This is a genomic window from Actinopolyspora mortivallis DSM 44261 (assembly GCF_000384035.1).
GTDB classification, from domain to species: domain Bacteria; phylum Actinomycetota; class Actinomycetes; order Mycobacteriales; family Pseudonocardiaceae; genus Actinopolyspora; species Actinopolyspora mortivallis.
In genome coordinates this window covers 3,264,382-3,288,703 of sequence record NZ_KB913024.1, presented here as the reverse complement: position 1 = coordinate 3,288,703, position 24,322 = coordinate 3,264,382, and the positions used below count along the sequence as shown (strand labels likewise).

Genomic DNA, 24,322 nt, shown 5'->3' with positions numbered 1-24,322 from the left:
GCGGAGTCGCTCCCCGGTTCGGTGGGTCTCGACGCGGGATCAGTCCCTGGCCAGTTCGCGGCCGATCACCATGCGCTGGATCTGGTTCGTGCCCTCGAAGATCTGTAGCACCTTGGCCTCGCGCATGTAGCGCTCGGCGGGGAAGTCCCTGGTGTAGCCCGCTCCGCCCAGCACCTGCACCGCGTCGGTGGTGACCTTCATGGCGGCGTCGGTGGCGACGAGCTTGGCCACGGCGGCCTGGCGTGTGAACGGTCTGCCCGCGTCCCTGCGCCGCGCGGCGTCCAGGTAGGCGGCCCGGGCCGACTGCACGGCCGCCTCCATGTCGGCGAGCAGGAACTCCATCCCCTGGAACCGGATGACGGGTCGACCGAACTGGCTGCGCTGCTTGGCGTAGTCCACGGCCAGGTCCAGGGCGGCCTGGGCCAGTCCCACCGCGCACGCGGCGATGCCCAGCCGTCCCGAGTCCAGGGCGCGCAGTGCGATGCTCAACCCCCGGTCGGGCTCCCCGATGAGGCGGTCCCCGGCCACGGGAACCCCGTCGAGGACCAGTTCGGTGGTCGGTGAGGCGGTGAGCCCCATCTTGCGTTCGGGAGCGCCCGCCGACAGGCCGGGGGACAGTCCGTCGACGAGCAGGCAGCCGATGCCCTCCTCGGAGGTCCGGGCCATGAGGGTGTAGAAGTCGGCGACCCCACCGTGGGTGATCCAGGACTTGGTGCCGCTGACCGTGTAGTTCCCCTGTCCGTCGGGTTCGGCCCTGGTGCGCAGGGAGGCGGCGTCCGAACCGGCGTGCGGCTCGGACAGGGCGTAGCCGCCGAGGGTTCCTCCGCCGATCATCTCGCCCAGCCACCGCCGTCGTTGCTCGGCGGTGCCGAACTCGGCGAGGGGGAAGCAAGACATGGTGTGCACCGACAGGCCCACCCCGACCGTCATCCAGGCGCTGCTGATCTCCTCCAGGACCTGGAGGTAGACCTCGTAGGGCTGGTTCGCGCCGCCGTACTCCTCGGGGTAGGGCAGGCCGAGCAGTCCGGCCTGCCCGAGCAGGTCGAACTTCTCCCGGGGGAACTTCTCGTTCTCCTCGGCCTCGGCGGCGGCCGGGGCCAGCTCCCTACGGGCGATCTCCCTGGTGAGGGCGATCAGGTCGGTGGCTTCCTGAGTGGCGAGTATGCGTTCGACCGGCATCGGATCATAGCTCCAGTGCGCCCGCGGACTGTTTGTCCGTACTCTGTACAGTACTGTGGAACCGCTTTCAGTACGGTTAGGATGCGCATGGTACGGGTTCCGTGCACGAAGTGAAACCGTTTCGCCCTGGCGAGGTCCCGAACAACCCGCTGGTCGGGTTCTGTGGCAGCCTCGAACGATGAGTCATTCCCGGCCGACGGAGGATCTCCGCGGTGGACACGACGCGGTGCCGAGCCGGGCCGTGCAGGCGCGCCGGGCGGAGTTGCTGGACAGGTTGTGCGACCTCTTCCTCGCCGAGGGGTTCGCACACTTCACCCTCGACGAGCTGACCGCGCGGATGCACTGTTCCAAGTCGACGCTGTACACCCTGGCCCGGAGCAAGGAGCAGCTGGCGGTCCGCGTGGTGGCGCACTTCTTCAAACGGGCCACCGCCAGCATCGAACGTCGGGTCGCCGAGGTCACCGACGCGCGGTCGGTGATCCGCGTCTACCTCAAGAGCGCGGCGGCGGAGCTCGCCCCGGCGAGCAGGCGGTTCATCGCCGACATGGCGAACAACCCGGCCACCCGCGCCTGCTACGAGTCCAACGCCACCATCGCCGCCGACCGGATCCGTTCGGTCGTGCACGAGGGGGTGCGCGCCGGGGTGTTCCGGGAGGTCGACGCCGCGTTGGTGGGGGAGATGGTCGGGTTGACCATCTCGGCGATCCAGCGGGGTGAGATCAACGAGCGCACCGGTTTGTCCGACGCGGCGGCCTTCGACGCGCTTTCCGAGTTCCTGGTGGGGGGACTGTCCCTGCACGGCGAACGGACGACGCGGGCCGGCGAGCCGGAACGAACGGAGGAAACGTGATCATTGTCGGTGGAGAGGCCCTGGTCGATCTCGTGCCCGGACAGCCCCCCGCCGAGGGAGGACTGCCGCCGTTGCACCCGAGACTCGGGGGCGGCCCCTACAACACCGCCATCGCGCTGGGCAGACTGGGCGCTCCCGTCGGGATGTTCACGCGACTGTCGACGGACCGTTTCGGACGGGAACTGCTCGAACGGCTGCACGCGGCCGGGGTGGACAGCACGATGGTCCAGACCGGACCGGAACCCACCACCCTGGCCGTGGTGGACCTGGACGAGCACGGGGCGGCCCGCTACGGCTTCCACACGACCGGCACCGCCGCGCCGCTGGTCGCCGACCCGGGGGACCCGCCGGAGGGGACCACGGCGTTGTGCCTGGGAACGCTCGGGATGGTGCTGGAGCCGTCAGCCTCGGTCTACGAGCGGATGCTCTTCCGGTACGCCCGTCAGGGCGGGTTCGTGGCCCTGGACCCGAACATCCGGGCCGACCTGATCGGTGACCCGGACGGTTACCGACACCGCTTCCTGGAGTGGCTGTCCGCGGTGAGCCTGCTCAAGCTCTCGGTGGAGGACGCGGCCTGGCTGGCCGGTCTCGATCCGGACGAGACCGATGTGCGGCGGCTGTCCGGGCCGCTGCGGGACTGGCTGCGTCGTGGTCCCGCCGCCGTGGTGCTCACCCGGGGCGCGGAGGGGATCTCCGTGCTCACCCGGCGGGAGGAGTTGCTCGGGGTCCCGCCCGCCGCGGTGTCGGTGGTGGACACCATCGGCGCGGGGGACACCATCCAGGCCGCGCTGCTGGCCTGGTTGTGGCGTGCGGGTCTGCTCTCGTGGGAGTCCGTGGCCGGGTTGTCGCGGCGGCGTTGGCATGAGGCGTTGTCCCACGCGGCGGCCGCTGCCGGAGTCACCGTCTCCCGTTCGGGGGCGGAACCGCCGTACGCCGCCGAGCTCGCCGGGGGCGAGTGAGCGGAAGACGGGCCTGAGGTCCGAGCTCGACGGAAATGACACGAAAGAGGGGTCCCACGCCGGTGGGACCCCTCGGAATCGGTGGGCCGACCCGGTCGTTACCCGGGTCGGCATCCGGTGAACCGCCTCGCTCAGAGGACGTTGATGTTCACCAGCACGTCGATCAGCGACTGGATGATGACCACTTTGCTGTTCCTTTGCTCGATTGGCGATTGTTTTTCATGTTGCGGCCGCAGCACCGAAGTTAGTAGCGGATCGCGACTGTGTCTGTCACACGAAAGTGCGAAGTGATCACGACATTGTGTAGCTCCCATGATCGCTCCGTAGTTGCGAAACACTTTCGTGAAAATTAGTCGCGAAATTTCTCCCCGCTTTGATCACGCCGTGTGTTCACATTGGAGGGTGGGCGAGGGGGTTTCCGTCGTCCGGGGGCTTGCTTTTTGGGAAGTATGCGGGTATGTGCAGCGAAAACCGATATCATTCACCTGAATGGATGAAGAAGTCACCCGATAGAGTGAGTAATGCTTGCTCTCGACGCGGGAGTGATTCGAGTCACCCCTGCCGGATGGCTGGGCGGGTGTGGGAGGGGCCCCGATCGGGTACTCCTCCGCTCTCCGGAGGGCAGCCGTGGACCAACCACCGGTTCGTCCTTCCAACGACCGAGGGCCTTCCGTTGTGACGGCTCCCACCCGCCGGGTGATCCAGGTGGCCCTCCGGAGGGGCTGACCGGTGTGATCGTGGTCCCACCTGCCCGTTTCGACTAACACTGTTGCTGCGTGAGAGGCCTTCGGCGGTCTAGCGTGACTACCGTCAGGACCCCAACGGGGTGGTGCTGCGGCGGTTCGGAGGATCCCGACCGGCGTGCGCTCGATCGGGAACAGGTGACTCCGGCACCCCTGGTGCCGGTCGTACCGCTGGTCGGCGGCAGCCCCACCCCCGATTGAGCGCGAGAGGTTCGGAGAATGCCCGACGACGCGACCGCCAAACGCTCCGTCGCGCTGCGCTACGACGCCGGCGAACACGAGATGACCGTGACGACCCCCACCGAGGGGACGCCCGGCGTCGATCTGGACAAGCTCATGGCCAAAACCGGTTTGGTGACGCTCGATCCGGGCTTCGTCAACACCGCGGCCTGTGCTTCCGACATCACCTACATCGACGGTGGTGCGGGGATTCTGCGGTATCGGGGATACCCGATCGAGGAACTCGCGAACAACTCCAACTTCGTCGAGGTCAGCTACCTGCTGATCTACGGCGAGTTGCCCACGCGGGAACAGTACGAGGACTTCGCCGAGCGCATCCGCAGGCACACCTTGCTGCACGAGGACCTGCGCAAGTTCTTCGACGGCTTTCCCCGCGACGCGCATCCCATGCCGGTGCTGTCCTCGGCGGTTTCGGCGTTGTCCACCTTCTACCAGGACAGCCTCAATCCGTTCGACCGGCAGCAGGTGGAACTGTCCACGCACCGGCTGTTGGCGAAACTGCCGACCATCGCCGCCTACGCCTACAAGAAGTCCGTCGGCCAGCCGTTCCTCTACCCGGACAACTCGCTCGGTCTGGTGGAGAACTTCCTGCGGATGACCTTCGGCTTCCCCGCGGAACCCTACGAGGTCGACCCCACGATGGCGCGGGCACTGGACCTGCTGTTCATCCTGCACGCCGACCACGAGCAGAACTGCTCCACCTCGACGGTGCGCATGGTCGGTTCCTCCGAGGCGAACCTGTTCGCCAGCATCTCCGCCGGGATCAACGCGTTGTTCGGACCGCTGCACGGCGGGGCGAACAGCGCCGTGCTGGAGATGCTGGAGGGAATCCGCGACGCCGGCGGCGACGTCGACTCCTTCGTGGAACGGGTCAAGAACAAGGAACCCGGCGTCAAACTGATGGGTTTCGGACACCGGGTCTACAAGAACTACGACCCCCGTGCCCGGATCATCAAGAAAACCGCGGACGAGGTGCTGGAAAAGCTCGGATCGAACGACCCGCTGTTGGACATCGCGCTCAAACTGGAGGAGCGCGCGCTGGCCGACGAGTACTTCATCGAGCGCAACCTGTACCCGAACGTGGACTTCTACACCGGGTTGATCTACAAGGCGATGGGCTTTCCCACGAAGTTCTTCACCGTGCTGTTCGCGCTCGGTCGGCTGCCGGGCTGGATCGCGCACTGGCGCGAGATGCTCGACGACCCCGTCCGCAAGATCAGCCGCCCCCGCCAGGTCTACACCGGATACGCTCAGCGTTCCTATGTTCCGATGAACCAGCGCTGAATCCTTCTCGGAACCGTGGTGCCCACGAAAGCGGGCCGCCCGTGCCCTCCGCACGGACGGCCCGCTTCACGTCGGTACGCCGGGTGGCCCGACGGCCGGTACCGGCCGGGCCGGGCTCAGGAGGAGCGCAGCGCCTCCCGGAAGCCGACGCGTGCCCCGGTGCGCAGCACGGCGTTGGAGTAGATCCGCCCGCCCGTCCAGAGCACGGCCGCGCTGGCCGCCAGCGACAGCACCACCGACAGCGCCCCCTGCCACAGCGGCACCGTGCCCAGCGCCAGCCGCATCGGCATCAGCATGGGGGAGAAGCCGGGAACCAGCGACAGCACCGTGGCCAGAGGCCCCTCCGGGTTCTCCGGCAGCACGGACACGCCCACCACGAACGGCGCGATCAGCATCATGATCACCGGAGTGATCACGCTCTGTAGGTCCTCCTGCCGGGAGACCAGCGAGGCCGCCGCCGCGAGCATCGTCGCGTAGAGCACGAAACCCAGCAGGAACCACAGCACGGCCCAGCCGAGCAGCCCCGCCACGGTGATCGTGGGCAGCGTGAGCACGGCGGTGACGGTCGCGGCGGCGAAGCCGAGCAGCCCGACGACCGCGAACTGGATCAGGCCGGTCAGCCCGATACCGACGATCTTGCCGGCCATCAGCTCGGTACTGCGGATGGTCGACAGCAGTATCTCCACCACCCGGCTGGACTTCTCCTCCACGACCCCCTGGGCGATCATCTGGCCCGACATGATCAGGAACATGTACAGCAGGAAGGTCGAGATCATCGCGATGACCAGCCGCTGGGCCCGCTCCACGTCGGAGGCTTCGGAACCCGAACTCCCCTCCCCGTTCGGGGAGGAGCCCATCGAGATGATGGCGACTTGTCCCCGCCCGGCGCTCTCGCGCACCTTCTCCGGATCCAGCCCCGACTCCGCGATCTCGGCGTCGAGCTGGTTGTCGTAGGTGATCCTGGTCAGCGTCCGCTCCAGGTAGGGGTAGACGTGGTGCTCGACGAAGAACTTCGGCTCCGTGGGGGTTCCGGCGACCACCCCGTCGAGTTCTCCCTCGTGCACCAGGCTCTTGCCCGTCTCGGTGTCGGGAACCTCCCGGACCTCGACGGCGGGCACGTCCACTCCGGCCTCCCGTTCCAGGCGTGGAGTGAGTTCGGCGGCCGACGGCGTGATCCCCAGCTGCCTCGTGGTCTCCGAGACAGCCAGTCGGTCGTCACCGCCGCCCGAGCCTCCCGCGACGAACATCACCACCGGGAAGGCCAGCACGAGCAGGGCCATCAACAGTGTCCCCAGCACGAACGAGCGCGTTCGCACTCTGGTCAGCAGTTCGCGTCGGGCGACCAGCCACACGGTGTGCAGTGTCGATCTCACTCGTCGGTCTCCTCGGTTACGACGTCGCGGAACAGCTCGTTCAGGCTCGGACGCGCCCTGCTGAACTCGTGCACCGGTCCGGTTTCCAGCGCGGCACGCAACACCTGTTGGTCGTCGGCGGTGTCGTCGAGCCGCAGTGTGGTGTGTCCGCCACGGCTGCTCTCCACGGTCACGCCGGGCAGTCCCTCCGCCCAGTCGGCGGGCGCGTGGGGAGCGTGTACGGTCAGCAGCACCGGTCCGCTGGAACGCAGTTCCTCGACGGTGCCGTCGGCGACCATCCTGCCGCGTCGCACGATGCCCACCCGGTCACACAGTCGCTGCACCAGATCCAGCTGGTGACTGGAGAAGATCACCGGCACGCCCTGGTCGCGTTTCTCGCCCAGCACGGTGCTCATCACCTCGACCGCCACGGGGTCCAGCCCGGAGAAGGGCTCGTCGAGGATCAGCACCTTCGGATCGTGAACCAGGGCCGCGGCGAGCTGGACCCGTTGTTGGTTGCCCAGGCTGAGTTTCTGCAGCTGCTCCTCGCGTCGTTCGGCCAACCCCAGTCGTTCGGTCCACCGGTTCGCCGCCCGGGCTGCTTCGGCGCGGCGCATACCGTGCAGTTCCCCCAGGTACTGGAGCTGTTCCAGCACCTTCATCTTCGGGTAGAGCCCGCGTTCCTCCGGCATGTAGCCGATCCGGTTGCGGACCGTCCGGTCCACCGGCGCGCCGTCGTAGCGGACCTGCCCCGAGTCGGCGGCGAGCACACCCAGCGCGATCCGCATGGTGGTGGTCTTTCCGGCGCCGTTGCTGCCGACGAACCCCAGCATCTCACCGCCGCGCACGGTGAGGGACATCTCGTCGAGAGCGACGACGTCCCCGTAGCGTTTGGAGATCCGGTCGATCTCCAGGGCGCCTTCGGGCACGGGTACTCCTTAGTCAGGTGGCACGGGAGGACGCGCGGTGCGACGGTTCGTGCCACGCGTGCCCCCCGCATTGATGTGAACTTTGTTCGGGAAGGACCCTACCCGTCACGGACTGCTCCGTGGGTCACAGCCGCACGCCGCGCAGCGCCCGCGCGACGAGCTCCTCGACGGCGGGCAGCGCCTCCTGACGGAGCGCCGCGTCCACCGGCGCGGCCCGGCGGTCCAACACGTCGGCCGCCTCCAGGGCCCCCTCGTGGCGAACCGCCCAGACCACCTCACTCCCCGTGAGGGAACACCCCGGTACCACCGGCTCGGCCAACCGGTGGTCCAGCTCGCCCGTGGCCACCACCCGCTCGGCCTCGGTGCCGTGGCGGGCGACGAGCTCGGCGGGAGCCTCCAGCAGGGCCAGACGTCGCCGGGCCGCGGCACCGACCAGCGGGGTGTGCGCGGTCCGACAGGGACCGGCCCGCAGTCCGGTGGTCCGCACCACGGTGTTCACGGCGGACTCGGCGGTGGCACGCACGACGAGCGGATCCGCCCCCAGGACGGTGACCACGCCGTCGGGGGAGACATGCGGGGCGGCGGCGACGTCCGAGCCGAGCTCGCTACGGGTGCGCCGCGTGTCCGGAACGGTTCGCGGCTGTCCGCGCACTCCCAGCACGTGGCCGGGCCCCGGACGCACTCCCAGCACCCGTGCGCAGGCTTCCAGCAACCGTTCGGCGGGGGCGGGCGAGTCGTTCTCCTCGTCCGGCCCCAGCACCGCAGGGCCGCCCCAACCGGGAAGCAGTTCGAGCCAGGGCTCCGTTTCGCCGCGCGGGGCGGCCAGGGCGGTCTCGGAGAGCCCGGGGAACTCGGGGGACAGCAGCAGATGTCGGCTGTGCCGGGTGCGTAGTGGCAGTCCGCTGGTCAGCCGCCCCGCGTGGCTGCCGGTGGCGTTGACCACCGCCCGGGCCCGCAGCCGGAGCTCGCGTTCCCCCAGCCGGTCCAGCACGCTCGCTCCGTCCCGGAACGTCTCCAGCGCCCGTACCCGGGTCAGGATCCGGGCCCCCAGGCCTGCGGCGGTCCGCGCCAACGCCACGACCAGCCGGGCCTCGTCGAGCGGGCGGCCGACGAAGCACAGCAGGCCACCGAGCACGTTCTCCGGGGGCAGGGCGGGCACCAGAGCCCGCGCCGTGGGTTCCGGCACCCGGCGGCTCGGGGGGAACGCCTCGGTGTCCACACCAGCGCCCAGCCGCAGCGCCTCGGCCCCGTGAAGTCGGGCCCGCAGGGCGATCCGGTCCCCGCGCGGGGTGTCCCCGGCGAGCGGGACCAGCAGGGGCAGGGGGCGGACCAGGTGCGGAGCGGTGCGGTTCGTCAGCGTGGCGAGTTCACCGGCGCGTCGGCGGGCGCGGCCCAGTTCCCCCGGGGTGTGTCGCCGGGGCAGATCCCGGGTGACTTCGGGAGCCGCCCGGACGGACTCGGCGGCCAGGTCCTCCCGCTCGACCAGGGTCACCGCCAGTCCCCGGCTGGCGGCGTCGAGGGCCACCGCCGCCCCGGTGAGTCCCCCGCCGACCACCAGCACGTCCGTGTGTCCACCGTCGGCGAGTTCGGCGAGCTCCCGGTCCCTCCTGGCCGCGTTGAGGGAGGTCTTCCGCGTTCCGTGCCCTCGACCGGATGGGGACATGGCGTTTTCCGACCTCCCGGGCCGTGGGTGAGGTCCCCGCCGTCGACGGGGACCACCCGTCCATCGGCACCGTCGCGGGTGCCGCCGCGCGAACTCCCGGTGGGCGGGAAGGGCGGACACCCGCGAGGAACCGTTCCGAGACTCCTAGGCGATGTTGACGAGCATCTTGCCGGTGTTGTCCCCGCGCAGCACGCCGAGAAAGGCCTCGGGCGCCTTGCGGATGCCGTCCACGGAGGTCTCCTCGTAGGCGATCCTGCCCTCGCGGACCAGGGGTGCCACGTGCTCGAAGAACTCCCGCTTGAGGTGGGTGTTGTCGTTGACGATGAAGCCCTGCATGCTCAGTCGCTTGGTCACGAACTGGAACATGTTGCGGGGGCCCGGCTGTGCCTCGGTGGCGTTGTACTGCGAGATCGCTCCGCAGGCCGCGATGCGTCCGAAGTCGTTCATGGACCCGATGGCGGCCTCCAGGTGGTCCCCGCCGACGTTGTCGAAGTAGACGTCGATGCCGTTCGGCGCGGCCGCGCGGAGCTGCTCGCCCACGGGAGCGTCCTTGTAGTTGAAAGCGGCGTCGAAACCGAACCTCTCGGTGAGCAGCCGAACCTTCTCCGGGGAACCGGCGCTGCCGATCACGCGCTCCGCTCCGCCCAGTTTGGCGAGCTGGCCCACCAGCGAGCCGACCGCTCCGGCCGCCCCGGAGACGAAGACCGTGTCCCCCTGTTGGAAGCGGGCCTTGTCCATCAGTCCCACGTAGGCGGTCATGCCCGGCATCCCCAGCACTCCGAGGAAGGCACTCGGGGGGAACTCGTTGGAGACCGTGGTGGCCTGGGCGGCATCCACGACGGCGTACTCCCGCCAGCCGAGGCTGTGCAGCACCGACTGGCCGGGGGAGAAGTCCTCGGAGTTGGAGCGCACCACTTCCCCGACGGCTCCGCCGTCGAGCGGCTGGCCGATCTCGAAGGGGGCCACATAGGACTTGGCCGCGCTCATGCGCCCACGCATGTAGGGGTCGACGCTCATGACCTTGTTGCGCACCAGTAGCTGGCCCGGCCCCGGTTCGGGAACCGGCGCTTCGACGATGTCGAAGTTGTCCGTGGTCGGCCAGCCCTCGGGGCGGGAGGCCAGACGGATCTCCACGGCTGTGTCCGGTACGGAAGAGGTGGTCACGGAAACCTCCATATAAGAAACTGTTGCGTATTGCAATTTTACCCGGGTGGCAAGGGGACTGCCAGGCGAGCGGCGTCGACCATCCTACCGACTGGTCGGTCTGCCATGTGGTTCACCGTGACCCGGACACGGTCACCACACGAGCCCGTCAGGACTCGCGGCGGCCCCACCACCCCCCGAGCAACAGCCCCATACCGGACCACCGCCGCTGACCGACCGCCTCGTGCAACTCCATGTAGGCGCTCTGCACCGAACGGATGGCCTCCTCCGCCGGGACGGGTTCCGCCGAGGTGTCCGGAGGGGGAAGCTGGGTCACCCGCATCCAGCGCTCCTCCCACAACGCCTCCTTCGCGGCGTTCCAGCGGATCCGCACCCCCTCGGCCACCTCGTCCCGCTGCCGCTGTGCCAACTCGACCCGGTCCTGGCCGGTGGCCAGCTCCTCCTCCAACCGCTCGGCCCGCTCCCGTTCACGGGCGTTCAACCGGTCCACCGCCTCGGCGACCAGCGCGGTGATCTCCTTGTACCGCTCCACGGCATGTTCGGGCTGCTGCCCGGCACCGTCAGTCACCACTGTCCTCCCCGACGTTGGAGGCGACCGCGTCCGAGTCACGCGGTCGCGGGACACGCTGCGAGGACTCGGAGACCTCCCGGTCCGCGGAGAGCTCGCCGAGTTCCTCGGAGAGGTCGAGCGGCAGCACGACCTCGGGATGCGAGTGGGTCGAACGGTCGAAGAACAGCCCGCGCCGGGCCCGGGGGGACCAGGTGATCAGCTGTCCCGCCGCCAGCGGAGCCAACTCCTGGCCCTGCACGTCGAAGGCCACCCAGGCCCCCACGTCGTCGGTCGGCCCCATCCCGAGCGTGTTGCGCAGCCGCTGCGCACTGCGCCACCACCCCATGACGTGCAGTCCCACCTCCGGGCCCTGCTTGAGGAGCCGACGCAGCTGATCCAGACCGCTGACCCCGGTCTGCGGGTCCTTGCGCTCCAGGAGCGGCTGAGCCGCGTCGACCCCGTAGAGCAGCAGACAGTGCCGGACCGTGGTGGAGTTGCCCTCGGGGGAGTCGACCCGCTCGGCGAGCAGGGTGGTCAACCGCCGCAGGGCGGCCTCCAGCTCCCCCGCGCCGAGCAGGGACACCGTGTGCCCGCCCGCGCGCAACCGTCCCGCCACCGCCCGGGCGTGCGCGGCGCTGTCGTCCACCAGCGCCGCCACGGTGAACTCCACCTCCCCGGCGGCGAACTGCCTGGCCAGCGAGAGCGCGCCGGAACCGAGCACGGCCACCGCGTCCTGCTGGGCCGAGCCCAGCACCGCCAGGTTCCGTCCCGGCGAACGTCCGAAGGGAAGCGTCGCCGCCGTGCCCCGCACGTCGATGACCTGGCCCAACAGCGCCGCGGGCGGGGTGCGCTCGCCCGGGCGCAGCCGCTCGTAGTCCTCCAGCTCGGAGAGCCGGGGCAGGTGCGATCCGTCGAACAGGCGCGGGGGACGCGCGTTGCGTCTGCCGGTCTCCCAGAGGTGCCGCTCCCACAGCTTGTGCTGCAACGAGTCGAAGGTCTCCGAGGCGGTGGCGTCCGGGATCCGGGCCACCTCGTTACCGTGTCTGACCCCCGACTCGTGGTTGACCACGGCGTGCCAGCGCGGCAGCTCCAGAGCGGTGGTGTTGTTGTCCACCAGCACCCGGCGGGCCTTCGGCAACGCCACCCGCAGGATGAACTGCTCGAAGATGGCCGGTTTGCCCCAGAACGCCTCGATCCCCGAGATGTCCTGGCTGGCCAGCACCAGGTGGATGCCCTGGGAACGCCCCCTCCGGGCGACGTCCTCCAGCAGGGTCGCCGCCTGGGTGGACACCGAGTCCCGCTCGGCGAACAGGTACTGGAACTCGTCGATCACCGCGACGATCCGGGGCCACCGCCCGTCCGGGTCGCGCTGACGCAGCTCCTCCAGTTTGGTGACCTCGTGCGCCTTGGCCGCGTCGGCCCTGCGGCGCATCTCCGTGGCCAGGAAACGCAGCAGGGCCAGCCCGAACTCCCGGTCGGTGTTGACGTTGACCCCCACCAGCCGCGCGTGCGGCAGCCAGCTCGGATCCCTGGTTCCCGGGGTGAACTGGGCGAAGGAGACACCCTCCTTGAAGTCCAGCAGGTACATCTCCAGCTCGTCCGGGCTGTAACGGGCGGCCAGCGATCCCAGCATCCCGTACAGGAAGTTCGTCTTGCCCGAACCGCTCGGACCACCGACCAGCGTGTGCGGACTCGTGTCCCCCAGGCAGACGCGGACCGGCTCCCCGTCGAAGAACCCCACGGGTGCGGTCAGCCCGGAGGTGGAGTCGTTCGTCCAGAAACGTTCCGGAAGCAGGTCGTCGAAGGTGCGTACCCGGGAGCGCCGGGCCTGGAAAGTCTCCGAGATGGCCGAACAGGCCCGGCTCACGCGTTCCCGGGAAGGGCTCTCGTCCGGGCTGATCACCAGGTGCGCCCCGGTCATGCTGCTGCGCGCGCTGTCCGGGGCGGTGAACGTCACCGACTCCAGGGCGTTGTTCACCGTCATCGGCAGGTCCACCACGATCAGCTGAATCCCGCAGGCGAGCCCGTTGCGGGCGACACGTTGCAGTTGCTGTTGCTGCTCCTCCTTGAGCGGCTCCCCGTCGCCGAACAGCACCGCGATCCGCCACGGCTCACTGCGGTGACCCGTCTCGGCGGCCAGGGACTTCAACGAGGTGTGCCCCCCGAGCAGGGCCGTGGTGTGGATCCGTCTGATGTGTTCGGCCAGCTCCTCCAGCAGGTCGTCCAGCCGGGTGGGGTCGTGCGCGGTGAGCAGCCCCGAACGGGTCAACGGGAACAGCCCCGGCAGCGTTCCGGTCAGGCGCGCCGTGTCCCACACGTGGACCCGGACCAGACCGGGCTCGTAGTAGGAGAGCACCCGCAGCAGCAGGTTCTGGACGAGGGACTCGGCCGCCTCCCGGGTGGCGGTTTCGGGGACGGAACCGTGGCAGGTGATGCGCAGATTGGACTCGTCGAGCAACGGCACGGCGGCGGGGAAACCGGCCGCCTCGGGCGCGTCCGGGCAGCGGCCGGTTCCGATCCGCCACAACTGGGGGACGGGGCTCCGCGCCGTGGCCGTGCCGAGACTGCCCAGCCACTCGTGCCACGGCGCCGACGCCGGACCGGGGGAAACCTCGGCCACCAGCTCCGTCAGCCGGTCGGGTCCGTGCTCGGTCCACTCGGAGAAGATCTCCCCGCGCTCGGCCAGGGCCCGGTCCAGCGCCTTCCGGAACTCGGGCTGGTCGGAGCCCTCGAACGAGTCGGGATCGGCGGCCACAACGGACACCCCGTGCTGTGCGATGCGCAGCGCGTGCTCCTGCTCGGCCCGCTCCGCCCTGGCCCGCTCCACCGCGTTCTCGGCCGCCCCGAGGGCCGTGGCGGCGGTGGTTCTCAACCGGTCGAAGGCGGCCTGGATCGCACCCCGCCGCTCGTTGCGTTTACGCACGCCTCACCTCGGTACTCGCATCACTGACCGTAAGCAAAGTACCACTGATCACGGCGAGCGTACGCCGGTGTGACCGGTTCCTCGTGGCGCGTGGCCCACAGTGTCCGGTGGAACCGGCCGCCGCGCCCGGGGACGGGCCACGACGACCGCTTCGGAGCCTTGTCGGTGGGCCTCACAGTCCGGCGGCGAACTGCCGGACCGTCTCGGCGACCCGCTCCACCGTGGACTGGGTGTGCTCGATCTGGTCGTCCGCGCGGTGGAGTCCCGCAGGCACCACCGTCTCGGGGTTGTCCGGGTCCACACCGCGCAGCGCGGACTCCGCCTGGTGCAGGGCGGTGCGGGAGACCGCGAGATGCCGCTGGGTCTGTTCGAGCTGGTCGCTGACCGTCAGCAGGGCCTGCTGGAGTTCCTGGATCGCCGACACCGGTTACAGCCGTCCCGCGTAGTTCTCGGCGGAGGTGATGCTGGCGTTGATCGTGCCCTGGACACCGTTGAGACTCTGGGCGGCCTCGGCCAGCATTCCGTAGGCGTGCTGGATCTCCTCCTGCCCGCTGCCCTGGGTGGCGTTGGCCAGCGCCTGCTGAGCCTCCTCCAGACTCAGCGTGGCCTGTTGTAAGGCGGCCACGCTCTCCGAAGCCTTCTGGTTGGCCAGTGCTATGCCCGCACGGACCTCTTCGACACCTGCCATGGACTCGTCCCCCTCCAGGGTGGTCGTCTTCGTATGCCCGTCCGACGCGACTCGTGTCCACACGGGCATCGATGTCGATCACCAAGTTAGCGCTTCGATCAGGCGGTACCGATCTCAGGTTGCCACTCGGCGTGCCTCTCCGAAACACCCGGAAGGATGCCGTGTGCGGCGAGTTCCCCTTTTTCCCTCCCGGCCCACGTGGGGTCACGGGCGGCGCCGATCTCCTCCCCCGCCGGGAGGGGTTGTTCCCTCGGGGCCGGGTGGGGACACGGTCAACGGGCCCGCGGCGCTGGGCGAGGCCCCGGACTCCCCACGGTCGGTGCCCGTCCGGGTCAGCCACGCCTCCACGAGGGCACGCTCGCCTCCCACCACCAGGGAACCCACCACCTCCGGATCGTCGACCACGGCCCAGGCGCTCGGGGGTTCGCAGCACACCCTGGCTCCGGTGAACCCCGGACCGAGCGCGCGCAGCAGGGTGCGGACCGTGCGGGACAGCACGGCGGAGTGGTTGCCCTCCCCGGGTACGGAGACGCTTCCGGCCAGGGTCACCGAACGGCATCCCGGCTCCTCGTCGGAGCAGTCCGCCGACTGCACGATCCGGCTTCCCGTCAGGTGAGGCAACCGGGCGCAGGACGACAGCGCGGTTTCCTCGTCGGCGGCGTTGACGACGAGAGTGGTCAACAGCTCCACGGTGAATTCGTCGGCCGTCACGATCCCATTGTCCAGTACGGCCGGAGGTGTCCCGAGGAGCGGCGCGTGTCGGTGGCGTGTTCCGCCGTTCGCGGGGCACGGTCGCCCCCGAAGGGACGCGGGAGGAACCGGCACCGCTTCCCGCCGGCGGTCACCGTGGACTCCGCGGCACGCGGCGGAACGAACTCCCCGGCTCGCAGGCCGTAGTGCGCGCACAGCCGTGCCCCCTCCGTGTTCGAGAGGTGACCGTGTTCGGTGCCCACTCGCGGGGCCGTGCGTACCGCGCTCCCGGAGCAGCACAGGACCAGTCGGCCCCGGCAGAACACGGCGGCGTGCAGCGGCGCGAAGTTCTTCCGTGTCCCCAACGCTCCCGTGCGCACCCGGATCCACTCGGGCCGGTGGGTGGCGTCCGCGACGTAGACCTCGGCCACGCGACCGAGATACTCCCCGTCGCGCCCGTGGACGTCACTGCCGGTCAGGTCCGCGGCGTGCGGCGGTTCGTCCATGGCGTCCTCCTCGCCCGCCGAACAAGGGGAGGCACCTAGGCCCGGGCGTGTTCCGGGGACTCACGCTGCCGGGCTCGCGGGGTGAACGCAACCTCCGTCAATCGGGTACTCGGCGGGCACGGAGCCGTCGTGGTGTTCCGGGAGTCACCGGAAAGCGGTGAGGTCGATGTGCCCCGAGCCGCACACCCGCCCGTAGTTCCAGGGCAGACGGAACGACTTTCCGGTCTCGGGGGGTGTGACCCGGACACCGGTGGGCACGGGTTCACAGTCCTCCGGGCCGGAGCCGGTCGGAACCACACCCCAGTGCAGCCGGGCCGAAGCCGTCCGCTGGGGAGCCAGCCGGACCGTCGTGGGAGGCGGGTCCTGGTTCCGGCTCACCTCGGTGGGAAGCGCCTCACCCGAGGAGTCGAGCAGTTCCAGGTCGGGGTAACCCCGCAGCGTGCACGTGGTGTCACCGGTGTTGCGCAGTGTCAGCGTCGCGTACCGCTGTCCGGCTCCCGGCCGTCCCTGTTCCATCGAGCCCCGCAGGACCGAGCCGTCGCAGCGGGCACCGGCGGGTCGCTGTTGTGCGGTGTTCGCGGAGGAGGTGCTTTCTCCCTCGCTCGGTGCGGTGTCGTGACCGCCTCCCGTGTCCGCGGAGTCCGCGGGGCCCTGTGTGCCTCTCCCGGTTCGTTCCGGGGGGTCGGTTCTTCTGCTCGTCGTGGTCGACGAGCTCGTGTGGTCCGCGCTCGTGGACGAGGTGTCCGCGAGTTCCCCCGCGGCCTCGACCGGGTCGACCGGATCGGGCTGCTGTTGACCGCATCCGGCGAGCAGTGCGCCGGCGAGCAGCGTCGTGGCCGCGGCGAACACGCGCTGGCCCGGGGTCGTCCTTCGACGGGAGGCCATCGTGAGCCACCTCCTGTTTCTCGTGTCCTGTACGGACGGGGTCGGTTCGTGTGCTGTCGGTTGTTCTTTCTCTCTAGGACGTGTCGGATGCCCGGGGGTTGTCTCCGAAGTGCCGGATCGGGCGAGATCGTCGTCCGGGGTGTTCGGTCAGCGCGGGCTCCGGACTCGGAAAACGGGGTGATTCGGGTGATACGTCGGGTTCGTGGTGCACGTGATCGCGGGAGGGCTCGGCTCCGGTGCTGTGCAGGGTGGAATGTGGGGTTACTCACCGTGTCCACACGTTGTAGTCCTTTCGGGTGTCCTCCGGGGGTGATGCGTGTCTGATTCCGGCCGGGGCGGAGGAAGTTCTCCGGTACTGTTCACGGACGGAGAACCGCACACCGGGACGGGGTTCGTGTTCTACAGTCGTGCGCACGAACACCCGAACCCGAGGGCGTCGTAACGGTGGCACACCGCCGTCCGGGACCGACAGGAGGTTGTCCACCGGTGAACGCCCACACCCGGCGGAAGGATCTCTCCGGGGAGGAGGGGATCCGAGGGGCGGCGGAGTACGGCGGGCGGTTCGGGTGAGCCCGCGGTGCGAGCGGCCCGGCCCGAGAAGCGGGGGAGTCGAGGCAGCGGGGCAGGAGCGTGGCTCGTGGCGAGAGCGTTCCAGGCTCTCGCGGAAGGGTGGGTTGTGCGTAGCCGGAGAAGGAAAAGCCGTCCGACGGTGGCGGTACGAGGGAACGGCGGTGGCGCGTGGTGCCGGATGACGCGGCGATGAGCGGGCGAGATCCGATATGACGGTGTTCGCTGTGCTACTCGCGGCCCTGGCCGCCTTCGGATACGCGTTCGGGGCCCGACTTCAGCACGGTGCCGTGCACGACACGATGTCCGGCCGGGGACTGGGGCTACGCAGCCAACTGCTCCTGGTGCGCAACACGCGTTGGTTGTTCGGCCTGATCTGCCTGGGCAGTGGTACCGCCCTGCACGCGCTCGCACTGGGGTTCGCCCCGCTCAGCGTGGTGCAGCCTCTCGGTGTCCTGGCACTGCCGATCACGGTGCTGTTGAACTCGAACGACCGCCCCGGCGGGATGAGCACGCTGCCGCGTTCCTCGATCCTGGCGGTGGTGATGAGCGGCGGCGGGGTGGCCGCGTTCGTCTTCCTCGCCGTGCGAAGCGCCACCCCGACCTCGGTGAGTTCGGAGGCGGCCGGGACCGCCGTCGAACTCGTCGGGCTGATCGTGCTGCTGCTCGCGGCGGTGGCACTGGTCAGTCGCGGCCCAGTGCGCTGCGTCTCCTACGCCACCGGCTGTGCGGTCGCCTACGGCCTGGTGTCGCTGTTGCTGCGCGCGGTGTCCCAGCAGGTGACCGCCGGACGACTCGCCGAGGTGCAGCTGTGGCTGTTGCTCGTCATGGGGGTGGCCGTGCTGGTCGGAGGATGGCTGGTGCAGCACGCCTACGCCAGCGGTCCTCCCGACCTCGTCGTCGCCTGTCTGACCGTGATCGACCCGTTGGTGGCCGTCGGGTTCGGAATCGGTCTGCTGGGGGAGGCCGATGCGGTGGGCGCGTGGACCGCCACCGGGGAGGCGGTCTGTGCCGCGGTCGCCTGTGCGGGAGTTTTCGCGCTTGCGCGTTACCACCCGGACAATCACAACGAGGTGCCCCCTACCGTGACCGAGGGCAGCAATCGCCGGGTCACGTCGATTGACAGTTCGTAACGGGAGTATCAGGTGACTTCGCAACCAAGCGGTCGGCCGCTGCGGATCGTGATCGGAGCAGTCATGTATCCGCCCGACGTCAACGGTGCCGCCACGTTCGGCCACCGGCTTGCGACGGGACTGGCCGCACGCGGCCACGAAGTGCACGTGATCTGTCACGCCACTGACCGACAGTCGCACACCACGGTCGAGGACGGAGTCACCGTGCACCGTGTCGCTTCCTACGGCACGCCGGTGCATCCCACCACCCGGGTGTGCCCCCCGTGGCGCGCCTCCGGTGCCGCGAAGAGGCTGCTGCGTGAGATCCGTCCGGACGTGGTGCACGTCCAGTCCCACTTCTTCATCGGCCGCGGAGTGATCAACGCCGCGCGGGCCCTGGGCATTCCACTGGTGGCGACCAACCACTTCATGCCCGAGAACATCTTCGGGTACCTGCGTGTCCCCCGTGGGTTGCAGTCCCTGGTCTCCAGGGTGCTCTGGAGAAACCTGATCAAGCACTACAGCAAGGCGGCGATGGTGACTGCTCCCACGCCCCGTGCCGTGCGACTGCTCCGCGAGAACGGGTTCGAGAAGCGGGCGCTTCCGGTCTCCTGCGGCATCGACGTGAACAGGTACCGCAGCGCGGCGGCCGAGTACCGCGAGCAGCACCCCTGCCCCGAACGTCGCAGCGTGCTGTTCGTGGGCAGGCTCGACGAGGAGAAGCACGTCGAGGACCTGTTGCGCGCGGTGTCCCTGCTGCACACCGAGGAACCGGTGTGCCTGGAGATCATCGGGGACGGCAGCAGACGGGAGACGCTGGAGGAACTCGCCGGTGAGCTGGGGATCACGGACCGGGTGCGTTTCGCCGGGTTCGTGGACGAGCAGGAACTGCTCGCGGCCTACGCGCGGGCCGACGTGTTCTGCATGCCGAGTATCGCCGAGCTACAGAGCCTGGCCACGATGGAGGCGATGTCGGCACGGACCGCCGTGGTGCTGGCGAACGCGATGGCGCTGCCCCACCTGGTCCGGCCCGGGCGGAACGGCTGGCTCTATCCGCCGGGTGACGTACACGCGCTGGCCAAGGCCATCGACGAGATCGTGGCCGATCGTTCGGTCATCGACAGCATGGGGGCCTTCAGCGAGCACATCATCTCCGAGGCGCACGACATCGACGCGGTGTTGGCCCGATTCGAATCGGTCTACCGACATCTGATCGACCCCGGCCGGGAGGAGGATCCGGTGCGGATCCACACCGAGATGGCGAGTTGAGGCACTCCGGCATGGGACATGGGGAGGGGACGGCACGACGGGACGACACCGTGGACGCCCCGGATTTCCGGGTCACCGTCCGGGGAAGCTCCGTCGGAGTCTGGCGCTATCCGGCCGAGACACCGGGGCCGGACCTCCGGCGGCAGGAGTCCGGTCCCGGGGGAAGCGCGCCGTCGCCGGACGAGGCGACCCGTTCGCCCAGCCTGCTCATGCTGCACGGACTGCGGGGCACCCACCACGGCCTGGAGTTGCTCGCCGGGGCCCTGCCGGAACGGGACGTGCTCGTTCCGGATCTTCCCGGCTTCGGGGACTCGGGCCCGATGACCTCGGACCAGCACGACTCCGCCGGTTACGCCCGCGCCGTGGTGGAGTTGCTCGGAGAGCTGCGCTCGTCCGTGGGAGAGGTGGACCTGCTGGGGCATTCCTTCGGATCCGTGGTGGCGGCGGCCGTGGCCGCCGAAGCTCCGGAGCTGGTGCGCAGGTTGGTGCTGGTCAATCCGATAGCGAGTTCGGAGTTCCACGGCTCGGCGCGGTTGTTGGTTCCGGTCACCTCCCTCTACTACCGACTGGCCGCGGCGATGCCCGAACGGTGGGGCAGGCGGCTGCTGGCCAACAGGGGGATCGTGCTCGCCATGAGCCGTGCCCTGCTCCGCAGCCGTGACCCCCGGGTGCGCCGCTTCGTGCACGACAGTCACCTACGGCACTTCAGCAGCTTCCACAGTCCGGCACTGGTCGCCGAGGCCCATCGCTCCTCGATCACGGACTCCGTGGGTGAGCACGTCACGCGGTTGAGCACACCGACGCTGGTGGTGGCCGGCGAGACGGACGAGATCGCCCCGGTTCGCCGACAGCGCGAGCTGGTGCGCCGTCTTCCCGCCGGACGACTGCGGGTCCTGGACGAGGTCGGACACCTGGTGCACTACGAGGCCGCAGGCGAGGCCGCCCGCGAGATCCGAACGTTTCTGGACGAATCGTGAGCACACCACCGCACGAGCCCGTCCCGGTCTCCGGGGGGAACCGCCGGGAACGGGACGGGAATCCCGGACGGGTTTTCGTCGACGCCCGTTGGACCCGCACCGACTTTCCGGACGGGATAAGTCGATACACCGCCGGACTGGTCGACCGGTTGCACCGGATCCACCCGGTCACCGTACTGATCCACGACCCCGCCCAGCTTCGTCTGTTGCCCTCCGGCGTTCCGTACGAGGTGATCAACAGTCCGTTCTCGGTCCGGGAGCTGTGGCTCTCGCGCAGGCTGCACCGCCTCGGTGCCGACGTGGTGTTCAGTCCGATGCAGGTGATAGGGGGATTCCGACGGCGCTACGCCCTGCTGCTCACCCTGCACGACCTCATCTACTACCGACATCCGGAGCCGCCGGGGTTCCTGCCGCTGCCGGTACGGATCGTGTGGTGGTTGTTCCACCAGGCCTGGTGGCCACAACGGGTGCTGCTCAACAGGGCGGATCTGGTGGTCACGGTGAGCGAGACCACCAGGCGGTTGATCGCGCGACACCGGCTGACCCGGCGTCCGGTCGTCGTGGTGCCCAACGCTCCCACGGAGACAGCCCCGGCCCCGGCGAGCACCGCGTCCGCGCGCACGGACCCTCGTTCCGAGGACGTGCGGGAACCCGCCGCTCTGGTGTACATGGGCTCGTTCATGCCGTACAAGAACGTCGGCACCCTCGTCTCGGCCATGGGCAAGCTTCCCGGATACCGTCTCCACCTGTTGAGCAGGATCGACCCCTCCCGGGAGCGTGCGCTGCGGGCGATGGTGCCCCCGGGAGGCGACGTGGTCTTCTGGAACGGGATCGCCGAGCAGGACTACCGGGACCTGCTGCGGCGGGCCGCGGCTCTGGTGACGGCCTCCAGGGACGAGGGTTTCGGTCTTCCGCTGATCGAGGCCATGAACGTGCGGACTCCGGTGGTGTGCAGTGACATCCCCATCTTCCGGGAGGTGACGGGCGGGCACGCGCAGTTCTTCGACCCGGAATCCAGCTCCGGTTTCGTTTCGGCGGTCCGTCGTCTCGAACAGCCGGAGCTGCGCGCGGAGACGGTGGAATCCGCGCACGCCCATGCCGCCCGATACACCTGGGAGACCTCGGCACGTGCACTCTACGAGTCGATGCGGCGGCTGGTTTCCTGAGGAACCGTTCCTGGCCGCTGGGATGTTCGGATGCCGGTGCGTGCGGCGGGACCTGGCGGGATCGCGAGAGACATCGGACGGTCACTGTCCGTCGTGCGTTCCGTGGCCGGGCGGGATCCGCGCCGCACCCACCGGAGCGAGTGTCCTCAGTGGCTCCACACCTTGATCGCCCGGACGAGGAACGGAGCCCGAGGGACGAAACTGCCCTCCGGGTAGGTGCTGAAATCACCGGTGGTGGAACACCGGGCGTCCTGGTAGACGGTGACCGGACGGTTCATGCGGTTGACGAAGGAACGCGCTCGCAGCTCGCCGTCCAGCGGAACGCATTCCTCCATGTTGGTCGTGCGCAGGTCGGCGGAGTGGGTTTTCCCCGCGTACTCGTACTCGGACCAGGCACAGAACACCCCTGCCTCACAGGGTGCGTGTTCGGGAGTGTCCGGGGCCGCCGTGGCCGGATGCCCGGCCCCGGCGGCGAGCAGGGCCAGCACGAGCGAGGGAAACGTCCTACGCATCCTCGGTCGTGGCCGGGATCCACGTCGGAGGAGCGTGGGGGACACGGCGGCGAGGACTCGTGCGTGCAGTGACATCGGAGGGTTCCTTTCTCCCGTTTCCGGGATCGGTGTCTGACGAAGAATCCGTCACCAAGCTGGCGAATTCGTGATCCCGGATGCCAGCGAAACGGCTGGATTCACCCCGTAAGAGTGTTTTTTCGTGCCCGCGGAAAGCTCGACGCGAACAGCGTTTTACCCGAACGGGTGTTTCGACGATGTGGTGTCCACAGAGTGAGGAATGTTCCCCACTCTTTCCGGTGAAAGTGCGCGGATCACGGTCCGCGGGCGGAACGGGCAGCAGCCACCGGGAGCACCTCGAAGACCCGGCCGGACAAGCCTGACCGTCGAGAGCCGCGGGGCGGGATTCGTCCGAGTGGGGCACGGGTAGCCGCGAGGTCGGCGGAGGACCTCCGTGCGGTGCCAGGATGACGGGGATGAACCAGTATCCCGACCCCTCCTCGTCCACCCCGCTGGTGCTGCGGATCGGGCACGAGGAACTGCTGGTCCGCAGGCGCTACGAGGCGCTGAGCATCGCCAACGACATCCTCGTCGCGCTGTGGTTCGCGGCGGGCAGCGTGCTGTTCTTCTGGGAGTCCACGAGCACCACGGGAACCTGGCTGTTCCTCGTCGGAAGCATCGAACTCGCCGTCCGGCCCGTGATCCGGCTGAGCCGACAGCTGCACCTGCGGAGAATGCACACCGGTTCGCCCGGTGAGTCGGCGCAGGACTTCTGATCCCCCGGGCGTCCGAGCGCCGGAGCCCCCTGATGGGACCTGGCCGGTTCCGTGGGCGGGACCGTGCGGTCCGCCTTGTCCTCGACGGTCGGGAGTCCTAGGCTTCCGGCGCATGAACGCCGGTGACCCCCGCGCCGGTCCGGGTGACTCGGAGGCGGCCGCCCGGCTGGCCCGTGCCACCCTCGCCGACCTGGAATCCGTCACGGACCGGCTGGTCGACGACATCATCGTGGAGAATCCGGAGTACTACGAGGCACAACGGGTCAGCGAGTCCGATCTGCGTGACTCCTGTCGGGCCAATCTCCGTCGGGTGTTGCAGTTGCTCGGTCGGCGCGTGCCGGAAGGGGAGGACCCCTACGACGCCGCCCGGAGTACCGGACAGCGGCGTGCCCGTCAGCGGGTGGCGTTGGACCTGGTGCTGCGCTCCTTCCGCCTCGGCGGACGGGTGGTCTGGTCCAGCGCGTTGGAGACAGCGGGCAAGGAGCCGGGATTCGCTCCGGAAACCCTCCTGGAGGTCGGGACGTCGGTGTGGAACGTGGTGGACGCCGTCTCGTTGGCGGTGTCCAACGCCTACCGCGACGCCGAGCTGGAGATGCTCCGGGTGGACGAGCAGCGGCGGCAGGTGCTCGTCGACGGGCTGCTGCGTGGCAGCGGCACGGACCCCGAGTCCGTGGAGTCCGCGCTGCGCACGCTGGGTCTCTCCGTTTCCGGTCCCTATCTGGTGGTCGCCGCCGAGATCCCGGCGGACGTGAGCGAGGTGCCCGCTCCGGAGCAGGTGTTGCGGCGGTGCGGTATGTCCTCGGTGTGGCAGGCCCAGGCCGGGATGCTGGTGGGGCTCGTCTCGACGGAGGACCACCGTGTCGAGGAGGTCCCCGGTGTGCTGCGGCCGGTACTGCCCGGTGGGATGGGCCTGGCGCCCACGGTCTGTCGAGGTGGTGCCATCCCCTGGGCCCGGGAGCTGGCCGTGCTGGCGCTGCGCACTCTCCCGGCCGGGGACACGGGTACGGCCTGGTTGGACGACAGACTTCCCCGGGCCATGCTGGTTCGGTCTCCCGAACTGGCCGAGCGGCTGGTGGAGCGTGCTCTCGGGCCGGTGCTGCGGCTGCCCGCGGCGGAACGTGAACCGCTGCTCGACACGCTGGAGAGCTGGTTGGACTCCGACTGCTCGGCCAAGCGGACGGCCGCCCGGCTCTACTGTCACCGCAACACCGTGCTGAACAGGTTGCACCGGCTGGAGGGGCTGCTGGGCAGGCCGGTCAGCGGAGTGGAGGAGACCGTGTGGCTCCGGCTGGCGCTGTACGCCCTGCGGATGCGGACTCGTTGGTGAGGACGGAGGAGTCC

23 protein-coding genes are annotated in these 24,322 nt (G+C 69.4%); 9 read left to right on the top strand and 14 right to left on the bottom strand.

The window, feature by feature from the left end; all coding sequences use genetic code 11:
* Nucleotides 1–39 precede the first annotated feature (39 nt).
* On the bottom strand, nt 40–1,179 hold the full coding sequence (locus tag ACTMO_RS0115480; RefSeq protein WP_019855601.1) for an acyl-CoA dehydrogenase family protein: 1,140 nt from the start codon (nt 1,177–1,179) through the stop codon (nt 40–42).
* A 178-nt stretch (nt 1,180–1,357) separates the two neighbouring features.
* On the opposite strand from ACTMO_RS0115480, the gene ACTMO_RS0115475 reads away from it, so the two are divergent.
* Entirely contained in the window at nt 1,358–2,029 is a 672-nt protein-coding gene (locus ACTMO_RS0115475) for a TetR/AcrR family transcriptional regulator (RefSeq protein WP_051099092.1), read from the top strand.
* Complete coding sequence (locus tag ACTMO_RS0115470; protein ID WP_019855599.1) at nt 2,026–2,988, top strand: carbohydrate kinase family protein; 963 nt, start codon at nt 2,026–2,028, stop codon at nt 2,986–2,988. Before ACTMO_RS0115475 ends, ACTMO_RS0115470 begins: the two co-directional genes overlap by 4 nt.
* A gap of 131 nt (nt 2,989–3,119) precedes the next feature.
* Here the strand turns inward: ACTMO_RS0115470 and ACTMO_RS23075 are convergent, their stop codons facing one another.
* Nucleotides 3,120–3,326 carry a hypothetical protein gene (locus ACTMO_RS23075; protein ID WP_157062909.1) on the bottom strand — a complete coding sequence of 69 codons (207 nt, stop codon included), beginning with the start codon at nt 3,324–3,326 and terminating at the stop codon, nt 3,120–3,122.
* 624 nt (nt 3,327–3,950) lie between these two features.
* Here ACTMO_RS23075 and ACTMO_RS0115465 point away from each other — a divergent pair.
* Nucleotides 3,951–5,255 carry a citrate synthase gene (locus tag ACTMO_RS0115465; RefSeq protein ID WP_019855598.1) on the top strand — a complete coding sequence of 435 codons (1,305 nt, stop codon included), beginning with the start codon at nt 3,951–3,953 and terminating at the stop codon, nt 5,253–5,255.
* A 116-nt stretch (nt 5,256–5,371) separates the two neighbouring features.
* Here the strand turns inward: ACTMO_RS0115465 and ACTMO_RS0115460 are convergent, their stop codons facing one another.
* From ACTMO_RS0115460 to ACTMO_RS22030, 11 genes are all read right to left on the bottom strand, one after another.
* Nucleotides 5,372–6,628: an ABC transporter permease gene (locus ACTMO_RS0115460; RefSeq protein WP_019855597.1), complete on the bottom strand. Its 1,257-nt coding sequence runs from the start codon at nt 6,626–6,628 to the stop codon at nt 5,372–5,374.
* Nucleotides 6,625–7,536, bottom strand: coding sequence for an ABC transporter ATP-binding protein (locus tag ACTMO_RS0115455; protein WP_019855596.1), 912 nt, complete (start codon nt 7,534–7,536; stop codon nt 6,625–6,627). Before ACTMO_RS0115455 ends, ACTMO_RS0115460 begins: the two co-directional genes overlap by 4 nt.
* Nucleotides 7,537–7,660: 124 nt before the next feature.
* The gene (locus tag ACTMO_RS0115450; RefSeq protein WP_019855595.1) at nt 7,661–9,199 is read right to left on the bottom strand and encodes an FAD-dependent oxidoreductase; all 1,539 of its coding nucleotides are present in this window, start codon (nt 9,197–9,199) and stop codon (nt 7,661–7,663) included.
* Between the two features lie 144 nt (nt 9,200–9,343).
* Nucleotides 9,344–10,375, bottom strand: a complete 1,032-nt coding sequence (locus tag ACTMO_RS0115445) for a zinc-binding dehydrogenase (protein ID WP_019855594.1) — start codon at nt 10,373–10,375, stop codon at nt 9,344–9,346.
* A 136-nt stretch (nt 10,376–10,511) separates the two neighbouring features.
* Entirely contained in the window at nt 10,512–10,931 is a 420-nt protein-coding gene (locus ACTMO_RS0115440; RefSeq protein WP_019855593.1) for a hypothetical protein, read from the bottom strand.
* Nucleotides 10,924–13,836, bottom strand: coding sequence for an FtsK/SpoIIIE domain-containing protein (locus ACTMO_RS0115435; RefSeq protein ID WP_019855592.1), 2,913 nt, complete (start codon nt 13,834–13,836; stop codon nt 10,924–10,926). The genes ACTMO_RS0115440 and ACTMO_RS0115435 overlap by 8 nt, the downstream gene beginning before the upstream one ends.
* 172 nt (nt 13,837–14,008) lie before the next feature.
* Entirely contained in the window at nt 14,009–14,260 is a 252-nt protein-coding gene (locus ACTMO_RS0115430) for a hypothetical protein (protein WP_019855591.1), read from the bottom strand.
* A gap of 3 nt (nt 14,261–14,263) precedes the next feature.
* A complete protein-coding gene (locus ACTMO_RS0115425; protein ID WP_026152045.1) occupies nt 14,264–14,524 on the bottom strand; it encodes a hypothetical protein in 261 nt (86 codons plus the stop codon).
* Between the two features lie 204 nt (nt 14,525–14,728).
* The gene (locus ACTMO_RS0115420) at nt 14,729–15,235 is read right to left on the bottom strand and encodes a hypothetical protein (RefSeq protein WP_019855589.1); all 507 of its coding nucleotides are present in this window, start codon (nt 15,233–15,235) and stop codon (nt 14,729–14,731) included.
* The gene (locus tag ACTMO_RS22035; RefSeq protein WP_019855588.1) at nt 15,232–15,720 is read right to left on the bottom strand and encodes a PRC-barrel domain-containing protein; all 489 of its coding nucleotides are present in this window, start codon (nt 15,718–15,720) and stop codon (nt 15,232–15,234) included. The genes ACTMO_RS0115420 and ACTMO_RS22035 overlap by 4 nt, the downstream gene beginning before the upstream one ends.
* Nucleotides 15,721–15,864: 144 nt before the next feature.
* A complete protein-coding gene (locus ACTMO_RS22030; RefSeq protein WP_084792164.1) occupies nt 15,865–16,605 on the bottom strand; it encodes a DUF4232 domain-containing protein in 741 nt (246 codons plus the stop codon).
* Between the two features lie 779 nt (nt 16,606–17,384).
* Between ACTMO_RS22030 and ACTMO_RS0115400 the strand changes: the two genes are divergently transcribed.
* Genes ACTMO_RS0115400 through ACTMO_RS0115385 form a run of 4 tightly spaced genes read left to right on the top strand, consistent with a single transcriptional unit; the run spans nt 17,385 to nt 21,696 of the window.
* Nucleotides 17,385–18,305: a DMT family protein gene (locus tag ACTMO_RS0115400; protein ID WP_019855586.1), complete on the top strand. Its 921-nt coding sequence runs from the start codon at nt 17,385–17,387 to the stop codon at nt 18,303–18,305.
* A gap of 12 nt (nt 18,306–18,317) precedes the next feature.
* Nucleotides 18,318–19,553 carry a glycosyltransferase gene (locus ACTMO_RS0115395; RefSeq protein WP_026449283.1) on the top strand — a complete coding sequence of 412 codons (1,236 nt, stop codon included), beginning with the start codon at nt 18,318–18,320 and terminating at the stop codon, nt 19,551–19,553.
* An 11-nt stretch (nt 19,554–19,564) separates the two neighbouring features.
* On the top strand, nt 19,565–20,530 hold the full coding sequence (locus ACTMO_RS21210) for an alpha/beta fold hydrolase (protein ID WP_019855584.1): 966 nt from the start codon (nt 19,565–19,567) through the stop codon (nt 20,528–20,530).
* Nucleotides 20,527–21,696 carry a glycosyltransferase family 4 protein gene (locus ACTMO_RS0115385; protein WP_019855583.1) on the top strand — a complete coding sequence of 390 codons (1,170 nt, stop codon included), beginning with the start codon at nt 20,527–20,529 and terminating at the stop codon, nt 21,694–21,696. Before ACTMO_RS21210 ends, ACTMO_RS0115385 begins: the two co-directional genes overlap by 4 nt.
* Nucleotides 21,697–21,842: 146 nt before the next feature.
* Here ACTMO_RS0115385 and ACTMO_RS0115380 read toward each other — a convergent pair whose 3' ends face one another.
* Entirely contained in the window at nt 21,843–22,208 is a 366-nt protein-coding gene (locus tag ACTMO_RS0115380) for a peptidase inhibitor family I36 protein (protein ID WP_211212974.1), read from the bottom strand.
* Nucleotides 22,209–22,672: 464 nt separating this feature from the next.
* Here ACTMO_RS0115380 and ACTMO_RS0115375 point away from each other — a divergent pair, with 464 nt between their 5' ends.
* Both ACTMO_RS0115375 and ACTMO_RS0115370 read left to right on the top strand, forming a co-directional pair.
* Nucleotides 22,673–22,981 (top strand): YrhK family protein, encoded by a 309-nt coding sequence (locus ACTMO_RS0115375; RefSeq protein WP_019855581.1) that lies wholly within the window; start codon nt 22,673–22,675, stop codon nt 22,979–22,981.
* Nucleotides 22,982–23,093: 112 nt separating this feature from the next.
* A complete protein-coding gene (locus ACTMO_RS0115370; protein ID WP_019855580.1) occupies nt 23,094–24,308 on the top strand; it encodes a PucR family transcriptional regulator in 1,215 nt (404 codons plus the stop codon).
* Nucleotides 24,309–24,322 lie beyond the last annotated feature (14 nt).

What these genes read in the sequence shown, in the direction of transcription:
- ACTMO_RS0115480 (WP_019855601.1), bottom strand. Translation starts at nt 1,179, where the DNA reads ATGCCGGTCGAACGCATACTCGCCACTCAGGAAGCCACCGACCTGATC.
- ACTMO_RS0115475 (WP_051099092.1), top strand. Translation starts at nt 1,358, where the DNA reads ATGAGTCATTCCCGGCCGACGGAGGATCTCCGCGGTGGACACGACGCG.
- ACTMO_RS0115465 (WP_019855598.1), top strand. Translation starts at nt 3,951, where the DNA reads ATGCCCGACGACGCGACCGCCAAACGCTCCGTCGCGCTGCGCTACGAC.
- ACTMO_RS0115450 (WP_019855595.1), bottom strand. Translation starts at nt 9,199, where the DNA reads ATGTCCCCATCCGGTCGAGGGCACGGAACGCGGAAGACCTCCCTCAAC.
- ACTMO_RS0115445 (WP_019855594.1), bottom strand. Translation starts at nt 10,375, where the DNA reads ATGGAGGTTTCCGTGACCACCTCTTCCGTACCGGACACAGCCGTGGAG.
- ACTMO_RS0115425 (WP_026152045.1), bottom strand. Translation starts at nt 14,524, where the DNA reads ATGGCAGGTGTCGAAGAGGTCCGTGCGGGCATAGCACTGGCCAACCAG.
- ACTMO_RS22035 (WP_019855588.1), bottom strand. Translation starts at nt 15,720, where the DNA reads ATGGACGAACCGCCGCACGCCGCGGACCTGACCGGCAGTGACGTCCAC.
- ACTMO_RS22030 (WP_084792164.1), bottom strand. Translation starts at nt 16,605, where the DNA reads ATGGCCTCCCGTCGAAGGACGACCCCGGGCCAGCGCGTGTTCGCCGCG.
- ACTMO_RS0115400 (WP_019855586.1), top strand. Translation starts at nt 17,385, where the DNA reads ATGACGGTGTTCGCTGTGCTACTCGCGGCCCTGGCCGCCTTCGGATAC.
- ACTMO_RS21210 (WP_019855584.1), top strand. Translation starts at nt 19,565, where the DNA reads ATGGGACATGGGGAGGGGACGGCACGACGGGACGACACCGTGGACGCC.
- ACTMO_RS0115380 (WP_211212974.1), bottom strand. Translation starts at nt 22,208, where the DNA reads ATGCGTAGGACGTTTCCCTCGCTCGTGCTGGCCCTGCTCGCCGCCGGG.
- ACTMO_RS0115375 (WP_019855581.1), top strand. Translation starts at nt 22,673, where the DNA reads ATGACGGGGATGAACCAGTATCCCGACCCCTCCTCGTCCACCCCGCTG.
- ACTMO_RS0115370 (WP_019855580.1), top strand. Translation starts at nt 23,094, where the DNA reads ATGAACGCCGGTGACCCCCGCGCCGGTCCGGGTGACTCGGAGGCGGCC.